This window comes from Sulfurospirillum tamanense, from assembly GCF_016937535.1.
Lineage (GTDB): Bacteria > Campylobacterota > Campylobacteria > Campylobacterales > Campylobacteraceae > Sulfurospirillum_B > Sulfurospirillum_B tamanense.
In genome coordinates this window covers 16,424-34,336 of sequence record NZ_JAFHKK010000014.1, presented here as the reverse complement: position 1 = coordinate 34,336, position 17,913 = coordinate 16,424, and the positions used below count along the sequence as shown (strand labels likewise).

18 protein-coding genes and 1 tRNA gene are annotated in these 17,913 nt (G+C 46.8%); 5 read left to right on the top strand and 14 right to left on the bottom strand.

Annotation, left to right across the window (positions count from 1 at the left end; all coding sequences use genetic code 11):
• Positions 1-44 precede the first annotated feature (44 nt).
• From JWV37_RS07440 to JWV37_RS07430, 3 genes are all read right to left on the bottom strand, one after another.
• Positions 45-1,595, bottom strand: a complete 1,551-nt coding sequence (locus JWV37_RS07440; protein ID WP_205459158.1) for an inorganic phosphate transporter — start codon at positions 1,593-1,595, stop codon at positions 45-47.
• Between the two features lie 82 nt (positions 1,596-1,677).
• Positions 1,678-2,607, bottom strand: coding sequence for a 4-hydroxythreonine-4-phosphate dehydrogenase (gene pdxA, locus JWV37_RS07435; RefSeq protein WP_205459157.1), 930 nt, complete (start codon positions 2,605-2,607; stop codon positions 1,678-1,680).
• Positions 2,604-3,383 carry a pyridoxine 5'-phosphate synthase gene (locus JWV37_RS07430; protein ID WP_205459156.1) on the bottom strand — a complete coding sequence of 260 codons (780 nt, stop codon included), beginning with the start codon at positions 3,381-3,383 and terminating at the stop codon, positions 2,604-2,606. Before JWV37_RS07430 ends, pdxA begins: the two co-directional genes overlap by 4 nt.
• A 65-nt stretch (positions 3,384-3,448) precedes the next feature.
• Between JWV37_RS07430 and JWV37_RS07425 the strand changes: the two genes are divergently transcribed.
• From JWV37_RS07425 to JWV37_RS07405, 5 genes are all read left to right on the top strand, one after another.
• Positions 3,449-4,342 carry a Ppx/GppA phosphatase family protein gene (locus tag JWV37_RS07425; RefSeq protein WP_205459155.1) on the top strand — a complete coding sequence of 298 codons (894 nt, stop codon included), beginning with the start codon at positions 3,449-3,451 and terminating at the stop codon, positions 4,340-4,342.
• Between the two features lie 99 nt (positions 4,343-4,441).
• Complete coding sequence (locus tag JWV37_RS07420) at positions 4,442-6,133, top strand: acetolactate synthase large subunit (protein WP_205459154.1); 1,692 nt, start codon at positions 4,442-4,444, stop codon at positions 6,131-6,133.
• A gap of 2 nt (positions 6,134-6,135) precedes the next feature.
• Positions 6,136-6,606, top strand: coding sequence for an acetolactate synthase small subunit (gene ilvN, locus JWV37_RS07415; protein ID WP_205459153.1), 471 nt, complete (start codon positions 6,136-6,138; stop codon positions 6,604-6,606).
• The gene (lpxD, locus tag JWV37_RS07410) at positions 6,603-7,568 is read left to right on the top strand and encodes a UDP-3-O-(3-hydroxymyristoyl)glucosamine N-acyltransferase (RefSeq protein WP_205459152.1); all 966 of its coding nucleotides are present in this window, start codon (positions 6,603-6,605) and stop codon (positions 7,566-7,568) included. Before ilvN ends, lpxD begins: the two co-directional genes overlap by 4 nt.
• Entirely contained in the window at positions 7,565-7,801 is a 237-nt protein-coding gene (locus tag JWV37_RS07405; RefSeq protein WP_205459151.1) for a hypothetical protein, read from the top strand. The genes lpxD and JWV37_RS07405 overlap by 4 nt, the downstream gene beginning before the upstream one ends.
• A gap of 39 nt (positions 7,802-7,840) precedes the next feature.
• Here the strand turns inward: JWV37_RS07405 and JWV37_RS07400 are convergent, their stop codons facing one another.
• The 11 genes from JWV37_RS07400 to murA all read right to left on the bottom strand — a co-directional run bounded on the left by JWV37_RS07400 (position 7,841) and on the right by murA (position 17,877).
• A complete protein-coding gene (locus JWV37_RS07400) occupies positions 7,841-9,010 on the bottom strand; it encodes a pyridoxal phosphate-dependent aminotransferase (protein WP_205459150.1) in 1,170 nt (389 codons plus the stop codon).
• A 46-nt stretch (positions 9,011-9,056) separates the two neighbouring features.
• Entirely contained in the window at positions 9,057-9,770 is a 714-nt protein-coding gene (gene cysE / locus JWV37_RS07395) for a serine O-acetyltransferase (protein ID WP_205459149.1), read from the bottom strand.
• On the bottom strand, positions 9,770-11,620 hold the full coding sequence (gene speA / locus JWV37_RS07390) for a biosynthetic arginine decarboxylase (protein WP_205459181.1): 1,851 nt from the start codon (positions 11,618-11,620) through the stop codon (positions 9,770-9,772). The genes cysE and speA overlap by 1 nt, the downstream gene beginning before the upstream one ends.
• A gap of 8 nt (positions 11,621-11,628) precedes the next feature.
• Positions 11,629-12,837 (bottom strand): histidine--tRNA ligase, encoded by a 1,209-nt coding sequence (gene hisS / locus JWV37_RS07385; protein WP_205459148.1) that lies wholly within the window; start codon positions 12,835-12,837, stop codon positions 11,629-11,631.
• Positions 12,834-13,412 (bottom strand): dTMP kinase, encoded by a 579-nt coding sequence (gene tmk, locus JWV37_RS07380; protein WP_205459147.1) that lies wholly within the window; start codon positions 13,410-13,412, stop codon positions 12,834-12,836. The genes hisS and tmk overlap by 4 nt, the downstream gene beginning before the upstream one ends.
• On the bottom strand, positions 13,396-13,884 hold the full coding sequence (coaD, locus tag JWV37_RS07375) for a pantetheine-phosphate adenylyltransferase (protein ID WP_205459180.1): 489 nt from the start codon (positions 13,882-13,884) through the stop codon (positions 13,396-13,398). Before coaD ends, tmk begins: the two co-directional genes overlap by 17 nt.
• A 5-nt stretch (positions 13,885-13,889) precedes the next feature.
• Entirely contained in the window at positions 13,890-14,414 is a 525-nt protein-coding gene (locus JWV37_RS07370; protein WP_205459146.1) for a UbiX family flavin prenyltransferase, read from the bottom strand.
• Positions 14,411-15,211, bottom strand: a complete 801-nt coding sequence (gene flgA, locus JWV37_RS07365; RefSeq protein ID WP_205459145.1) for a flagellar basal body P-ring formation chaperone FlgA — start codon at positions 15,209-15,211, stop codon at positions 14,411-14,413. Before flgA ends, JWV37_RS07370 begins: the two co-directional genes overlap by 4 nt.
• A gap of 83 nt (positions 15,212-15,294) precedes the next feature.
• A tRNA-Gly gene (locus JWV37_RS07360) sits at positions 15,295-15,369 on the bottom strand.
• Positions 15,370-15,417: 48 nt separating this feature from the next.
• On the bottom strand, positions 15,418-16,605 hold the full coding sequence (locus JWV37_RS07355) for a molybdopterin molybdotransferase MoeA (protein WP_205459144.1): 1,188 nt from the start codon (positions 16,603-16,605) through the stop codon (positions 15,418-15,420).
• 9 nt (positions 16,606-16,614) lie between these two features.
• Positions 16,615-17,877, bottom strand: coding sequence for a UDP-N-acetylglucosamine 1-carboxyvinyltransferase (gene murA / locus JWV37_RS07350; RefSeq protein ID WP_205459143.1), 1,263 nt, complete (start codon positions 17,875-17,877; stop codon positions 16,615-16,617).
• Positions 17,878-17,913 lie beyond the last annotated feature (36 nt).

The following is a 17,913-nucleotide window of genomic DNA, read 5'->3' as shown; positions in this document are numbered from 1 at the left end:
AGGGTTACATGTAAAGGGCCTTTAAACCCTTTACATGTAAAGCATTAAAGCCCCATAGCTGCTTTAAGTACAAAAAAGAAGAAGGCAGAAGAAAAGCCCGCAACAGGCAAAGTAATAACCCACGCTAGAGCGATGGGACGCATGAGCTTCCAGTTGGCATCTTTGTTAAGAACCCCAATGCCAAGCACCGCACCGATGAGAATATGAGTAGAAGAAACAGGAATCCCAAAGGCTGTTGCAAGCAAAATCACCAAACTTGCCGCAAGTTCTGCAGAAAAGCCCGTTACGGGCAAAATCTCTGCAAGGCGTGACCCAACAGTGGTGATGACCTCCTTACCCAAAAACCAAAGCCCCACAATGAGCGACACACCAAAGACAGCCATAGCGATAAGCGGCACAGGAGCGCTAGCGTTAATGGCTCCGGTTTTAAGCACATCCAAGACCGCCGCAAATGGCCCAATGGCATTGGCGATGTCATTGGCCCCATGGCTAAAAGCAAACGCCGAAGCGGTAAAAATCTGAAGCCATGCAAAAATGCGCGTCGCACTTTTGTGGGCATCGTTCTTGGCCATAATGTTCACAATGGCAAGGCTGACTAAATACGCCGCTGTGCCTATGAGGAAAATAATCCAAACGGTCTCAATGGTACTGATCTCCATCTTAAGGTTTTTTAACCCTTTAAACAACAACATTGAAGAAACAGAAACCGCAGCAAGTGCACCAACAAAAGGGATATTCCGACGCAATGCTCCAAAGGTATCTACCTGTTTTTCCCGTTTTTTCATCGCCTTAATGCGTTTTTGAAAATCCGTTTCAGTGCCCAAATTACCGTTTTGATCCTCATCATCCTGCATAACCAAATGACGCAATGCTTCGATTTGTTCTTCGTCGCTTTTAAGTCCAAGGGCATTGGCGTATTTTTCTTTGTAGATTTTGCGACTTTTTTTCATGCGCTTTAACACGTCCACTGCTTTTTCTGTGGGCGTGAGAATCTTTTTTTTGATGTAGTGGTAAACAATATAAGACAAAATCCCCCCAAGCACAGGAGAAACCACCCAGCTTATGGCAATCTGACCAATCTTGCCCCAACTCACCATAGAAAAAGAGCTCTCACCTCCTGTGACCACATAGCCAAGGGCGATACTCCCGCCTACAATCCCGCCTACAATGGAGTGGGTAGTGGAAACTGGCAATCCTCTTTTTGAGGCAATCAAAAGCCATAGCCCAGCACTCAAAAGTGCGGCGAGCATCACTGCCACAAACAGCAAGGGGTCAAATTCGGATGTAGGCATTTGAACAATGCCTTGGCGAATAGTCTTAGTAACTTCACCGCCTGCAAAAATCGCCCCACTCAGCTCAAAAATAGCTGCAATAATAAGGGCTTGTTTAAGGGTAATCGTCTTTGCACCCACACTTGTGCCAAAAGAGTTGGCTACGTCGTTACCGCCAATGTTAAAGGCCATAAACAAGCCAAAAAGAGTAGCGATGGTAAAAAGAAGAAAATGGTGAGATGGGATATAATCATACCCCCAAACAAAAAAGCCGATGGTAGAAACAGTAAAGAGAGTAAAAGCCAGAAAGTTATCGCGCGACATGCACATCCTTAGAGGAGTTTTCTAAGGAGGCATTATCCCAAAATTTTACTAAGAAAGAACTGTAGCCGTTTCGTAATAAAATTTAGGTAAAATTTCGCCTTTTTTCGGCAAGTGTTATGGCGCTTTTTGTAGCATTAAGAAAGCTTTTACACGAAGGATTCATACCTTTGTAAGCAATATCATACGCCGTGCCATGGTCCACCGAAGTGCGCACCACACTAAGCCCCAGAGAAACATTAATACTCTCTTCAAAAAAGAGGGCCTTAAGAGGCGTTAATCCTTGGTCATGGTACAAACACACCAGATGGGAAAACTGCGCTAGTTTCTGGGGCGTAAAGGCCGCATCAGGCACCAATGGCCCCATAAATACCTCTTCCCCGATAGCCTTATTGGCTGCTGCAATCGCCTTGGCAATGACACGCTCTTCCTTCCCAATCACCCCGCCATCGCCCGCGTGGGGGTTAAGCCCTAGCACCCCAATAGGCTTTACATGTAAGGCTTCCCAAAAGCGTATTAAAAAGCCTATTAATGGTTTTTTCTTAATCTGTTTAGCAACGTTTTTCAAAGGAATATGGTGGGTAAAAAGGCCCACAAAAAGCGTTTCACACCCTAACATCATCATGGCATCTTCTTTCAAGAGTCCTGCCAGAGCGTCAGTGTGTCCCTTGTAAAGCATTCCTGCTTTGTGCCATGCTTCCTTATGAATAGGCAAGGTCACCAACGCGTCAGCTTTATTTTCTTGCACCAAAGAGAGTGCTTTTAGGAAGGATGCGTAAGAGGCCTTACCTGAAGCTTTTGTGGCACGCCCTGGAGTAATGTCAAACACATCGCCACACGGGCATGTTTGCAAGCTTTCGGGGACATCTAAGCCTAACAGCGCCGCACCCCACGCAAGCATCGTCGGGTCAATGCAATACACCGGCTCGCACCATTGCGCAATCTCCTCATGGGAGCGCAACGCAATCTCAAGACCAATGCCATTTAAATCCCCAAGACTAATGGCTAGCTTCATCGCACCAACTCGCGCATGCGCACAATCGCCTCTTCAAGGCCCGTAAAAACCGAGCGAGCGATGACACTTTGGCCAATGTTTAGCTCTTCGATGGCCCTCATGCGCGCAATCGTTTCCACGTTTTGGTAATTAAGCCCGTGTCCAGCAGCAACCCTTAATCCCAAAGATGTACCCAATTTTGCGGCTTCTTCCAGCGCTTTTAGGCTTGTTAGAAGATTGTTTTTTAGCTCTGAGCGGGGAAGTTCAAGTGCTTTAATGCTGTGATGAGAATTGGCCAAATTTCCATAAAGCATGGCATAAAGGTTAGCATACGCCCCAGTGTGGAGCTCTACCCACTCTACATGTAAGGCTTGGGAAAGTCTTACGGCTTCAGGCGTTGGGTCGATAAACAGTGACACTTCAATCCCGTGGGTTTGTAGCAGCTTTACCGCCTCTTTAAGCCCATCAAAATACCCCTCAACATCCAAGCCCCCCTCCGTGGTCACCTCTTCGCGTTTTTCAGGCACCAAGGTCACGCGATGGGGCAAAAGCGTGGTCGCAATCTTTAACATCTCAGGCGCCATAGCGCATTCAAGGTTCACAGGCAAGGGCGAAAGGGCCACAATGCGTTTGGCATCTTCATCATGAATGTGTCGCCTGTCTTCGCGCAAATGGATGGTGACTTGATCCGCCCCTGCGCGCTTTACGATGCCAAGAGCGTCGAGAGGGTCGGGGTCATTAATGCGTCTTGCTTCGCGCAAAACGGCGATGTGGTCGATATTTACGCCGAGGAGCATGGGGTTGCCTTTGGGGAGAAATTTGGAGTATTATAGCAAAACTTGAACCCTTCAAAAGGAGTGTTATGGACGAGGTTATTGCGTGTGATTTAGGCTCGAATACCTTGCGCGTGGTGCAACGCTCTTGCAAAAGCGGTACGCGCATTAAAACCTTTGAGCGCATTGTGCGTACGGCTGAGGGGTTGCACCACAACGGCTACATCGGTGAAAATGCCCAAAACCGCATCCTTGAAGCGTTAGATGAAGCCGCGTTGCTGTTTGATTTTAAAACCCTGCCCGTACGCTGTGTGAGCACCGAAGCCCTAAGGCGCGCTAGCAACGCTACAGCAGTACTTCAAAGCATCCATGCGCGCACAGGCCTTACGTTTGAAGTTATCGACGGGGCCGATGAAGCTGCGTTAACACTTTTAGGCGTCCAAACTGCATTAACACGCCTAGGGCAAACAGCACTGCCTTTTTGGCTCATGGATTTGGGTGGTGGGTCGCTAGAGCTTACATGTAAAACCCAAACCCAAACCTTTTCCCACAGTTTTCCTTTGGGTATTGTCACCCTCACTGAGGGCGACTCTGGTGCCCTAGAAAGCGCCCTAAAAGAGATAGCGCACACAACACAACCGTGGCCAAAAGCCTCGCTACTCGTTGCCACAGCAGGCACGCCAACAACCGTCAGTGCCTTTTTGCAAGGCATGCGATACGCCGATTACCAACACGAAAAAATCACAGGAACAACCCTTACATGTAAAGAATACAAAGAAGCGCTAAAGCGCCTTTTGGCACTAGAAGAAAAAGAGCGTGAACAGTGGGTAGGCGTACGACGAGGCGATTTGATTGTTACAGGAATTAACATTATCACAGCGCTCATGCAAACCTTAGGGTTTAAGGAGATGACAGTAGTGGACGATGGGCTTCGCGAAGGCGTAGCCATAGCACTTTGCCATGGGTTGCAAGAAAGTCACTAACGTGAGGCTGATTTAATCTACTTTTGTTATAATGACGCACTTTTTACCTATCTACACACATATAAAGGGCAGGTGAGGGCAATTTTTAAGGAGAACATGATGGAAATGACCGGTTCACAAATGGTAATTGAAGCACTGCGCAACGAAAACGTTGAAGTGGTGTTTGGATACCCCGGCGGAGCAATCATGAACGTGTATGATGAAGTCTACAAACAAAAATACTTCACACACATTCTTAGCCGACACGAACAAGCTGCGGTACACGCAGCCGATGGATACGCACGGGCAAGCGGAAACGTCGGGGTGGCCTTTGTCACCAGCGGGCCTGGCTTTACCAATGCCGTCACAGGCATTGCCACGGCGTACATGGACTCCATTCCTATGGTTATCATTAGCGGCCAAGTACCCATTACAATGATTGGCACCGATGCGTTTCAAGAGATTGACGCCGTGGGTATTTCACGTCCTTGTGTCAAACACAACTACCTCGTGCGCCACGTCAGCGAACTCCCGCGCATCCTTAAAGAAGCCTTTTACATCGCGCGCACAGGCAGACCAGGCCCCGTGCATGTTGACCTTCCTAAAGACGTCACGGCGCAACTTGGCACCTTTGAGTACCCACAAGAAATTGCCATGCAAACCTACAAGCCTACTTACAAAGGCAACGTACGGCAAATCAAAAAAGCGGTTGAGGCTATCGCAGCAGCCAAGCGCCCCATTCTTTATTTGGGTGGTGGCATCATTAGCGCAGGCGCTTCGGAACTAGTGCGTGAATTTGCCAAAGTCACGGGTATTCCTGCCGTTGAAACCTTGATGGCAAGAGGCGCCTTGCGCTACGATGACCCGTTACTTTTAGGAATGCTTGGCATGCACGGTTCTTATGCGGCCAACATGGGCATGAGCGAAGCGGATTTGATGATTGCTTTTGGGCCACGGTTTGATGACCGCGTCACAGGCAAGCTCAGCGAATTTGCCAAGCACGCCAAAATTATACATGTAGACATTGACCCTAGCTCCATTGGAAAACTTGTGGATGTGGATTATCCTATTGTAGGGGACATGAAAAACGTGCTTGAAGCGATGCTTCCACGCGCCAAAGAAGAAATCAAATCCGAAAAATACCAAAACTGGCGTGATTTGCTTGCCCGTTATAACGAAATTCACCCTTTAGGGTACGAAGATTCCAATGAAGTTATCAAGCCCCAATGGGCGATTCAGCGTGTGGGAGAACTCTTGGGCGACAAGGCTGTCATTTCAACGGATGTAGGCCAACACCAAATGTGGGCGGCGCAATTTTACCCTTTTACTTATCCGCGCCAATGGGTAACCAGCGGGGGGCTTGGCACCATGGGCTTTGGAATGCCAGCGGCCATGGGCGCCAAATGGGCGCAAAAAGAGCAAATCTCCATCAACATCACGGGCGATGGGTCTATTTTAATGAACATTCAAGAGCTCATGACGGCAGTTGAAAATAAAATTCCCGTGATTAACATCATCCTAAATAACAACTTTTTAGGCATGGTGCGCCAGTGGCAAACCTTCTTTTATGACAAACGCTACTCCTCAACCGACCTACAAATGCAACCTGATTTTGTCAAATTAGTGGAGGCTTTTGGGGGTTTTGGACGACGCGTAGAAACTAAAGAAGAGTTCGACAAAGCACTAGAAGAAGCTATTGCGAGCAAAACTGTGGCAATGATTGACGTGAAAGTTAACCGCCTAGAAAACGTTCTTCCTATGGTTCCATCGGGCGGAACACTGTACAACATGATGCTTGAGTATAAGGATTGATAATGGAAACACGACGCGTAATTTCAGTAATCGTACTAAATGAACACGGGGTTTTATCGCGCATTTCAGGATTATTTGCAGGACGAGGGTACAACATTGATTCACTCACTGTTGCACCGATTCCAAACACTAATCTTTCGCGCCTTACCATTGTCACCTCAGGAAATGCCAAAGTGCTTGAGCAAATCGTAAAACAACTACATAAGCTAATTCCTACTTATAAGGTTATCGAATCGGGCGAATTCGTAGAAAAAGAGATGGCCCTTGTAAAAATTCCTTTAAGTGAAAAATTTGACGGCCTTGATGCGATGCTTAAAGCCTACAACGGCACCATTGCCAGCAGTGGTGAGGACTTTATTGTGGCAATGGTTGCGGATGACCCCAACAGGGTGAACAACTTTTTAAAAGCCATTAAAAAATACAACCCTATTGAAATTGTACGGGGTGGCTCTGTCGCCTTGGATGTGCAATGAAGCTTTCCACTCTTGCTTCTTTGCTCTCTTTGGAATTTTTGGGCAAAGACAAAGAAATATCTCGCCTTAACACTTTGGCTAATGCCCTCGAAGACGAATTAAGCTATCTTGACCACAGCCGCTACCTTGATGTGCTCAAAAGCACCAAAGCAGGGGCTGTGCTTATAAGTAAAGAGCACACTAATGCGCTTCCTGGGGGCTGTAGTGCGCTTGTTACACCAACACCACATTTGAGCATGGCTTATGCTAGTGCGTATTTTGCCACCCCCTTGGCGTCCACCACAGGAGAGCCTGCTCGCGTGGACCCTTGTGCGCAAATCTTCCCTCATGTTTATATAGGGAAAGGTGCCGTGATTGAAGCGGATGTTACTATCATGGCAGGCGCATACATTGGAGATAATGCATATATAGGCGAAGGGTCAATTATTCATCCTAATGCTGTTATTTATAGTGGCTCACAACTTGGAAAACGGTGCCATATTTTAGCCAATGCTGTGATTGGTGCTGATGGTTTTGGCTATGCTCATACAGCACAGGGTGAGCATATCAAAATTTACCATACGGGCACTGTTGTGCTAGAAGACGATGTAGAAATTGGCGCATGCACCACGGTAGACCGTGCTGTTTTTGGAACAACACGCATTAAGCGTGGTACCAAAATTGATAATTTGGTACAGATTGCTCACAACTGCGAATTAGGAGAAGGGTGTATCATTGTTTCTCAAACAGGCATCTCTGGCTCAACAACACTAGGAAGAAATGTCATTATGGGAGGGCAAAGCGCCACTTCTGGACATCTGAAAATAGGTGATTTTGCGACTATCGCCGCACGTGGTGGGGTTACAAAGTCTTTAGAGGGCGGAAAAACTTATGGAGGATTCCCCCTTGTCTTGCAAAAAGATTGGCTTAAACTTCAAGCCAAAATTTCAAAATTTTTTAACACCAACAAGGAGAATAAATGAGCGGAAAAAATACAGTACTAACATCATTTGCATTAGCAGGAACACGTAAAGGTTCGGTTTCTATTTCACACCTTGAAGAGCCTTATGGCACTGATTCACACCCTGTGGTGAGCATTGGTATTTCCCTTAAAGGCAACACCGAAGAACCTGACTGGAAAGCACACATTCCTTACGAAAACCTTCAAGAGCTTATTGACGCACTTGAAGATGCAAAGACAAGATTTAACGCGTAAGTGCACACAAAGAGCAGGGATTTTCCCTGCTCTGAAAGTTTATTTTTTATAATTTCTTACAAAAGTCGCAATTCTTGCAATCCCTTTTTCGATGCTCACTTCATCAGTCGCGAACGAAAAACGAAAATACCCATCACAACCAAATCCAGCTCCAGGCACCGTAGCTACTTTTGCTTCAGCTAATAACTCCTTGCAAAACTTCATGGAGTCGGGTTCAATTTCTTTGGTGTTAATATACAAATAAAATGCACCATCTGGAGAGACGACAGAAAGACCAGGAATGGCATTGAAAAGTGCCACTGCCATATTGCGTCGCTTTTCAAAAGCAGCTTTCATGATCGCTATTTCATCATCTGCTTGGCCCAAAAGTGCAGGAATAGCTGCTTTTTGTACCAATGAACAGATATTGGAAGTGCTTTGGCTTTGAAGATTTTTTATGGCGTCATTAAGGGCTTTAATGGGGCTTGCCATGTAGCCAAAACGCCATCCTGGCATAGCCGCACACTTGCTAAGGCCATTGATAGTTACTGTACGCTCAAACAAATCTTGGCTCACAGAGGCAACCGCCGTAAAGGGCTTTCCAAACACTAATTTTTCATACATTTCATCCGAAGCAACCAAAATGTCAGTCCCTTTTAGCACTTCGCCAAGGGCTTCGATTTCACTACGTGAATAGACAGCACCTGTGGGATTAGAGGGGGTGTTTAAAATGAGTGCCTTGGTTTTTGGCGTGATAGCTGCTTGAAGTTGAGCGGGTGTGATTTTAAAACCGCTTTTTTCATCGGTGTCTAAAACTACAGGCTTACCACCACTGTAAAGAACAATCTCGGGGTACGTTACCCAGTAAGGAGCAGGAATGATAACTTCATCGCCTTCATTCAAAATAGCCTGAAAAAGGTTAAACAAAGAGTGCTTTGCGCCAACATTGGTGATAATTTGGTTGGGTTTATACTCAAGCCCATGATCACGCTTTAATTTTACACACACCGCTTCAAGCACCTCAGGAGCTCCAGGGACTGCTGTGTATTTGGAAAAACCGCTTTGAACCGCCTTTATCACTGCTTCTTGGCACACTTTAGGTGTGTCAAAATCAGGCTCGCCGGCTGAAAAGCTAAGCACATCTTCACCTGCAGCTTTTAACTCACGCGCTTGTGCTGTGATGGCCATTGTGAGTGACTCGGATAACACCTGAATACGTTGTGAAAGCATCTTTTCCCTTTACATGTAAAATTTCGAAATTATAGCAAAACCGCCACTAATCTTTAATGGTTTTAATAAAACATTGGTAAATTTCATCCAATTCTTTGTCTTTAGCGATAAGTTCTTTATTGTCTTTAACAATAGCTTCTTCCAAAAGTGCCACACGTTTAACCAAGTAAGCAAACAGCTCTTTGTTAATGTCAGGAATTTTGTTATGTGCCATGGGGTTTTTATCGCGCCCTTTATCAATCACACGCGCTGGAATTCCTACTGCAGTAGATTCATCGGGTACATCCCTTACCACGACCGAGTTTGACCCGATACGGCAATTTCTCCCCACGGTAATGTTGCCAAGCACTTTCGCACCAGAACCAATCACCGCGCCATCCAAGATGGTAGGATGCCGTTTGGTATCGCGCTCAAGACTCACACCCCCAAGGGTAACTCCTTGGTAAATAAGCACATCATTGCCAATCACCGCCGTCTCTCCCACCACAATCCCTACCGCATGGTCCAAAAACACCCGCCTACCTACGGTAGCACCCGGGTGCAAATCTACCCCTGTAATCATCTGCGTAATCCCCATAATCACTCGCGCAAGGCGCCTAAATCCCTTTACATGTAAAGCATGCGCAACGCGGTAATTGGCCAACGCCCAAACACCAGGGTAGTTAAACACAAGTTCCACGCGCGAGCGAATGGCGGGGTCATTTTTAAGTGGCATAGAAAAGTCTTCTCTTATTAATTGCCATAGGCTTGCTTGTTGCATTATTCTCCTTCTTTTCCAATCGTTTTCAAATAGCCATTATCGTTCAAGAAGAGGTAAATCTCTCCCAAAATATGCTTACGCTGTTTGTCATCAATCAGTGGGGATTTTTCAATGCGCTCATGCAAATTGTCTTGAATTTCGCGCACATCATAGTCCATATCCTCTAAAATATCCTGAATACACTGAGACTCCAACAGCCCCTCAACTACATATCCCTTGGGGTCTTTGTCTTCAATGCGAATCACCGCTTCAGTAGGGTGGGTGAAAAGATTGTGGCTCATGCCCAACACTTCTTGATACGCACCCACCAAGAAAAAGCCTAAAAAGTAGTTGCGTTCTGTCACATCGACGTCGTGCAAGAAGAGCGGATTATTAAGGTTGAAGCCAATCTCTCCGTCACTATCACACGTAATGTCCCACAAAGAAGCCGAGCGAGTAGGGGTTTCGTCCAGTCTGTCTAAGGGCATGACAGGGAATGTTTGCCCAATCCCCCAGTAATCTGGCAAACTTTGAAACAAAGAAAAGTTGACCAAATAGCGCTCCTGTACGCGCTCTTGGATGTCCATGATTTCAGTAAGGTTTTTATCTCCCAACATACTTACCGCACGCTTGATGACGAGGTTAACCAGCACTTCGGTGTTAGAGCGGTCTTGGAGGTCGATGTAGCCTAGGTCAAACAGGGTCAACAACGACTCCATATGGTCAATACTATCATGCAAGTACTCTAGGGCGTTGCCTGGCTTCATAGAACGGTACAAGTCCAAAAGTTCCGCCACCAAAGGAGGGTTTTTCTCTTTCAAAAAGAGTTTTCCTTCGGTGTATTCTTGGGAAAACAGCTCCAATACGGGCGCAATGAGTATGGCGTGGCTGGCAGCAATGTAGCGCCCTGATTCGATAAAAATATCAGGTTCGGGCTCTTGTTTTTGGTTGGCAATGGTTTTAAGCAAAAACACAACGTCGTTGGCGTACTCAGCGAGGGTGTAGTTACGGTTGAGGGTATTTTTGTATTGAGAATATTCAATAGCCAAACCCCCACCAAGGTTAATAGCTTTGAGATTATGCGCTCCCATTTTGCGCAGTTCTGCGTAAATGTTTCCCGCCTCGCGCAAGGCTTTTTTAAGGGGGTTAATGTCGGTAATTTGAGAGCCGATGTGGAAGTGAATCATCGTAAAATACTCCAAAAGCCCCGCATCTTTAAGCATACTCACCGCTTTGATGAGCTCCGTGGAAGTAAGACCAAATTTGGAATTAATCCCCCCACTTTTTGCCCAAATCCCAATACCCGAACTGTGTAAGCGAATCCGCAATCCGATGTTAGGCTTGGGTGCAAAACGCTCTCCTGCGGTTTCAATGATGCTCTCAAGTTCATTGAGCCCTTCGATGGTGAGGGTGATGTTGTGGCCCATTTCTGCAGCAATAAACCCGATGTTAATCATTTCCTTGTCTTTAAAGCCATTAACCGTAATGGGCGCGTCGTCGTTGTTGTAACTCATGGCCAACAACAACTCTGCCTTACTGCCCGCTTCCAAGCCATAGCCATAGGGCTTTCCAATCTCCACCAGATTTTTCACAAAGCCAGGGTATTGGTTAACTTTTAATGGATATACCGCATTAAATTCACCATTGTAATGAAACTCGACTTTTGCTTTGCGAAAACTGTTATACACGGTGTCGATTTGTTTTTTGATAAGGTGGGGAAACCGAAGCAAAATAGGGCCACGGATGTCCCCTTTTCGTATCTCTTCGACGATGTCGTACAAGGCGGGTTTCATCCCTTTATTGATACACACCTTTCCGTTTTCGATGACAAAATTATTGCTACCCCAAATGTTTAATCCATAATTTCCCATTGGCATACCTAAAAATCCTTTAGTGGAATACGTGTTTCTGTTTTTGTGATAAGGTTTTTAACCCACACCACACCCTCTTTTAATTCATCTTCGCCCATGCACGCAAAGATAACAGCTTCTTTTTTATCCGCAAGTTTTAAGTGGGCTTTGAGGCTTTTGGCTTGATACTCCACCATTACTTTTTCACTGGCGCGTTTTTGGATAGCCAGTGCATAAACAGGACCAATTGCCTCTTCGCACAAGGCGCCAAGATAAATTCCTTCACGAGACGCCTCTGGCATCACCACAAGCTCCAAAAGCCGCTCAATCCCCATAGCAAACCCGATGCCAGGCGTGGGCTTGCCGTCTAAAAATTCCACCAAGCGGTCGTACCGTCCACCCCCAGCGATGGAACTTTGCGCCCCGATTTCATCGCTCACAAACTCAAAGGCTGTTTTGGAGTAATAATCAAGTCCACGCACCAAAGAGCTGTCCACCTCAAAAGGGAGGTTAAAGCCCTTTAGTAAGGCTTGCAACGCACTAAATTCCTCGTTACATGTAACGCACAAATGGTTCGTAATGCGCGGTGCTGTAGCCAAAAGGGTTTGGCAATGTGCGTTTTTACAGTCTAACACACGAATAGGATTGGTGTTTTTACGGCGCAAGCAATCCTCACACAAGCCCTCTTGGGCGTCCAAAAAAGCGATGAGTTTTTCCCGATAAGGTGGCATACATGTAGGGCACCCTAGGGAGTTGAGCTTTAGGGTTGCTTTGATGCCAAGGGCGCGAAGGATTTCTGCTAAAAGCAAAATCACCGACGCGTCTTCTTTGACGTCTGATTCCCCAAAAGATTCTACGCCAAATTGGTGAAACTGGCGCAGTCTTCCTTTTTGGGGGCGCTCATAGCGGTACATAGGGCCGTGGTAAAAAAAGCGTTTCACGCCGCCTGCTTTGTCCATCTTGTGCTGCACAAAGGCGCGCACTACACCAGCAGTGCCCTCAGGGCGCATGCACACGTCGTTGTCGCCTTTGTCGGTAAATTGGTACATCTCTTTGCCCACAATGTCGCTACTCTCACCCACGCTACGTTTAAACAAGGCGGTTTCTTCTAAAATCGGTGTTTCAATCAACTCAAACCCGTAATTTTTTGCCAAGCGCACGCATTCGTTAATCACAAAGGCGTACACACTGTTTTCTGGACTTAGGGTATCTTTCATCCCGCGCAATGCAGTTATCATATAAGAAATCCTTCAATGGTTTGTTCAATCTTTTCCTCACTCCATCCCGCATCAACGGTGCACACAGGAAGTTCAAGGCGTTTTAAAATCTCTTCCATGAGATATTGTACATGTAACAAATACTCAACGCCGCGCGCTTCGATGCTATCGTGATGCTTTTGCCCAAGACGTTCTAAAATCAAGGCTTCGTTGGTTTTAAAAAAGACAATCTTATCGGCAAAATTCCCCCCAAGGGCAAGACGATTAAGGGTTAACAGCAAGGGTAAATCAAGGCTTTTTTGATTGGCCATCGCATACGCCATCCCTGAGACAAAGCCGCGGTCGCTGATGACAAGCTTGTCCGCATGTGCCGCAACAACATTGCGGTAATGCTGCGCGCGGTCGGCTAAAAACAAAAACATTTCTGCCGTTTCATCCACAGGTTCGGTTTTTTCCAAGACCATGCGACGAATCTCTATGCCTAAGTTCGTCCCACCTGGTTCTTTGGTGATGATAGCTTGAGGTAAACGGGTTTTGAGGCGCGCAATCTGGGTCGACTTTCCCGATGTATCTACCCCTTCAAAGATCACATACATAGATACTATCCTTTAAAAAAGCTGCATTTTCAGGGGGAACCAAATGGCTCACATCGCCCTTATGTTTTAAGATAGAGCGCACAATGGAAGAGCTGATAAACGCGTTTTGAAGACTTGGCATGAGGTACATGGTTTCCACTTCCTTCCACAGCGAAGCATTAGCGTATCCAATTTGCAGTTCGTATTCAAAATCACTCACCGCCCGAAGCCCACGAATAATCATCCGAGACCCAATCTCTTTAGCAAACTCCACCAAAAGGGTATCAAAGGGCATTACATGTACACCCTTCATTCCCCTTGTGGCCGCTTTTACCATAGCCACGCGCGCCTCGATGTCAAACATGGGGCGTTTTTCCTGGGAAATGGCCACTGCTACAGTCACTTCCTCAAACACGCTTTTGGCACGTCGGATGATGTCCATATGGCCATTGGTGATGGGGTCAAAGGTGCCAGGATAGACCGCTTTTGTGATCAAATTCACCCTTGCCACCTTTGGTATAGTGCATGGGGAATACCCAACAAATCAAACCACTTGCCAATCAAAAAATCTTCCATCATCTCCAAAGACTCAGGTTTCGCATAATACCCAAGCACCGGCGGGGCGATAACAACACCCAAAGCAGAGAGTTTGTGCATGTTTTCAAGAGCTATCGTTCCAAAAGGCATCTCCCTTGGCGCAAGGACAAGAGGGCGTTTTTCTTTGAGCATCACCGAAGCCGTGCGGGTCAACAGGGTGTCAGCAATTCCGCAAGCAATCTTAGCAAGGCTATTCATACTACAAGGCACAACAATCATGCCATCGTTTTGAAAGGAGCCCGAGGCACTCACTCCACCAATGTCTTGGTCATCCAGCAAATGCACGCCTTCTTCGCGCTTAAAAACCACCTTGGCGTGCTCAGAGAGAATCACGTACACTTGCACGTCCTTGGGAAGAAGTTCCACAAAACGCTTTCCTAATGTCACTCCACTTGCACCGCTAATGCCTACAATTAGTCGTTTCATTCTTTAATTATCACCTTGTTTTTAGAAAGGATGCGCGCTTGAAAAACTTTCCCTTCGTTTGTGCGAATGCGAATGGTGTCGCCTTTGTTGCCACCCTCAAGCGCTTGGGCACGCACACCAATGGCAAGTGCGCCATCTTGCATTAGGGCCTCTACGGAACTTCGCCGTTGCACGAGCAATTTTGCATCAAATTGACGCTCCAAAAGCAAGGTATTCTCGCGCACGTATTGTTTGACAACCAATGTATCTGGTTTTACCTCTTGCAGGGGCATGGAGGGGAGCGATTCGAGCGCAAATCGCACAGACTCAATGTCACTAAGGGTTAGGATTTTACCGTTTGGGAGATTATGTTTCGCTTTAAAGCCTGTCAAAGTTGCCTCAACATGAAACCGAAAATAGAGCGTGCGGCGCAACCCTTGTCCGTCTGCAAAAATAGCAGAAAAGGTGCCTTGGGCGTTGCGCACATTGGCATCAGAAAGACGCGTTTGCACGAGGGTGTATTCTTTAAAATCTGAGGGCAAAACAGATTGGGGCACAAGAGTGATAGCTTTGATGCTAATCACCCCGTAGGCTTCTTCAAAGGCTTGTTGCACACTGTGTTTCAAAAAATCAATATCATGCGTAATATCACAATGGCGACGTAATGTCACAATACCGCCCGATTGGTCAACACTTGTCACGTTGTGCTCTGTTAAAAGGGCTTCGAGACGCAAAAAAGGAATTTGAAAGGTGGAACTGCTGGGCAAGCGCATTAAAGGCACGGCTTCAAGAGAAGGGGAGATGTGAGAAAGCAACAAATGCTCTCCTTCTACACAATACTCAGAAGCAATTTTTAATGGCTTGGCGATTAATAAAAAGGGGAGGAAAAAGAGAAAAAAAATGGAGCGGGAAACGAGGTTCGAACTCGCGACCCCAACCTTGGCAAGGTTGTGCTCTACCACTGAGCTATTCCCGCAAAAATGAGAGTGAGATTTTAGCAAATTCACCCTCGCTTGTCAAGAGATTAGGGGAGTAAAACACACCAAACCTCGCATCCTGCATCAAAGTGCTTTTGGGAAGCCTCGCTTACAAGCACCGCATTACTCTCCAGAAGAGGCGTAAGCATACCTGAGCCGTATTTGTTGCTGCGCGTTACGGTAAATACACCCGCCTCGATTCGCCCAAGCACCAACTCATTGCGCCCCCCTTTACATGTAAAGGCCAAAGCATTCGTAGCACGCAAAAATGGCGGGGTAACCGTGCCCATGCCAGAGAGTTTTTTAAGTGCAGGCAAAGCCAATAAAAAACCATTTAAGAAAGCAGCCATAGGATTTCCGGGCAACGAGATTACAAGGGTTTTTCCCATGCGCCCCACCATGGTTGGGCGACCAGGCTTGATATTAATGCCATGGAACGCGGCTTCAAAGCCATTGGCTTCCAAACCCTCTCGCACAAAGTCTGCTTCTCCTGCGCTGATACCGCCACTAGAAATAACTGCGTCATAGATTTTTAACCCGCCAATAAAGTGCTTAGATGCTTCAAGAGAATCTGGAATAACCCCCGAATAATCTGCCTCAAATCCTGCACTTTGCAACAGCGCCACAAGGGCATAAGAGTTGCAATTGTGAATCTCATCTTCTCCACTTTGCTCCCATGGTTCTTTAAGTTCATCACCCGTGGAGACAACTGCCACGCGCGGTCGGACCACTACAGGCACCTGAGTAATACCCTGAGCCGCAAGCATAGCAATGTGAGAAGGGGAAAGGGTCGTACCCGCCTCTATAAGCACGTTTCCTTTGGCTTGTTCCTCTCCCTTGACGCGAAACGCATTGCCTTTTTTGACCAAAGGGGGCAGGGTAACGGTTGCCTCATCATATTTCAAGGCATCTTCAAATGCGACGATAGTGTCGGCATCTTCTGGCACCTTTGCTCCTGTCATAATCTTATAACACTCATCTTTTTCAAGAATCGGCACTTGCGCTCTTCCTGCATAAATGGTGGCCTTAATGCGTAGAGTCTGCGCATGTTCGTGGTGCGCAAATGCAAACCCATCCAAGGCAGCATTGTTAAAAGAAGGAAGGTTTTTTTGGCACACAATAGCCTCGGAGGTAACACGCCCAAGGGCCAAATTCAAGGGCACAAACGTCGTTTGTTTTAAAGGGCACACCAAAGAGAGTAGCGTATCACGTGCTTCGTACAATCCTAATTCCATTATCTTTCCTTATTCGCTCAGTCGGGTAATTTTCGCACCCAATTTAGCCAGTTTTCCCTCAAGGTCTTCATAACCCCGATCAAGATGATAGATACGATGAATCCGCGTGGTTCCTTGGGCAACAAGGGCTGCTAATACTAAAGCTGAGCTTGCACGCAAATCCGTCGCCATCACATCCGCGCCCGTCAAGGAACACTCCCCTTGCACGGTGGCACTGTGGCCTTTGAGCCGAATCTGCGCCCCCATGCGAGTAAGTTCACTCACATGCATAAAACGGTTTTCAAACAACCGCTCGTCAATCACGCTTGTGCCCTTGGCTTGTGTGACAAGAGCCATAAACTGGGCTTGCATGTCGGTGGGGAAGCCGGGGTATTCCGTGGTTTCAATATCCACACTTGCAATTGTCTTTGCAGGCACAAGAGAAACACTGTTCTTTGTTTCATTGATGCCAAAGCCCATTTTTAAAAGCTTGCGCGTGAGAGCACGCAAGTGGTCAGGGCGGACGTGAGTCAACGTAATGGGGCTATTGGTGATGGCTCCTGCACACAAATAAGTCCCTGCCTCAATGCGGTCAGGAATGACACAAATTTCAGGAAAAGACAAAAGTGTTTGGCCAGAGCCTTGAATGTGAAGCTCATTGCTTCCCACCCCCTCAATAGGCACGCCCGCCGCCATTAAAACTTCACACAGTTGCACTACTTCTGGCTCTTGGGCAACATTCACAAGGGTAGAGTTACCGTGGGCTAGGGCTGCTGCCATGATAATGTTTTCACTGCCTGTTACTGTCACTTTATCAAACACTATCGTAGAACCTTTTAGCCCCTCAAGGGCCGTAGCCACTACATAGCCTTGTTTAATCTCAATCACTGCACCCATTTGCTCAAGGGCTTTAAGGTGCAAATCAATAGGCCGCTGACCAATGGCACACCCTCCTGGCAAAGAGACTTCACACTGACCAAAACGCGCCAACAATGGCCCGAGTGTCAAAATAGAGGCGCGCATTTTGCGAACAATGTCATAGTTAGCACACGTGGAATTGACAGTTGAGGCATCGATGGTAGCTTGGTTGTTTTCAAAGGTACACGAAGCACCCAAATGTTCCAAGAGTTTCATAAAGGTTTGCACATCTGCTACCTTTGGAACGTTATTTAACCTCACGGGCGTAGCGCAAAGCAAGGTGGAAGCCAAAAGGGGGAGGGCAGCATTTTTTGCGCCAGAAATGGCGACTTCGCCATGAAGCGGGTAACGTCCTTCAATTTGCAAGTAGTACATGTAAATCCTCTTGTTTAATCACATTCTCAAAGAGCT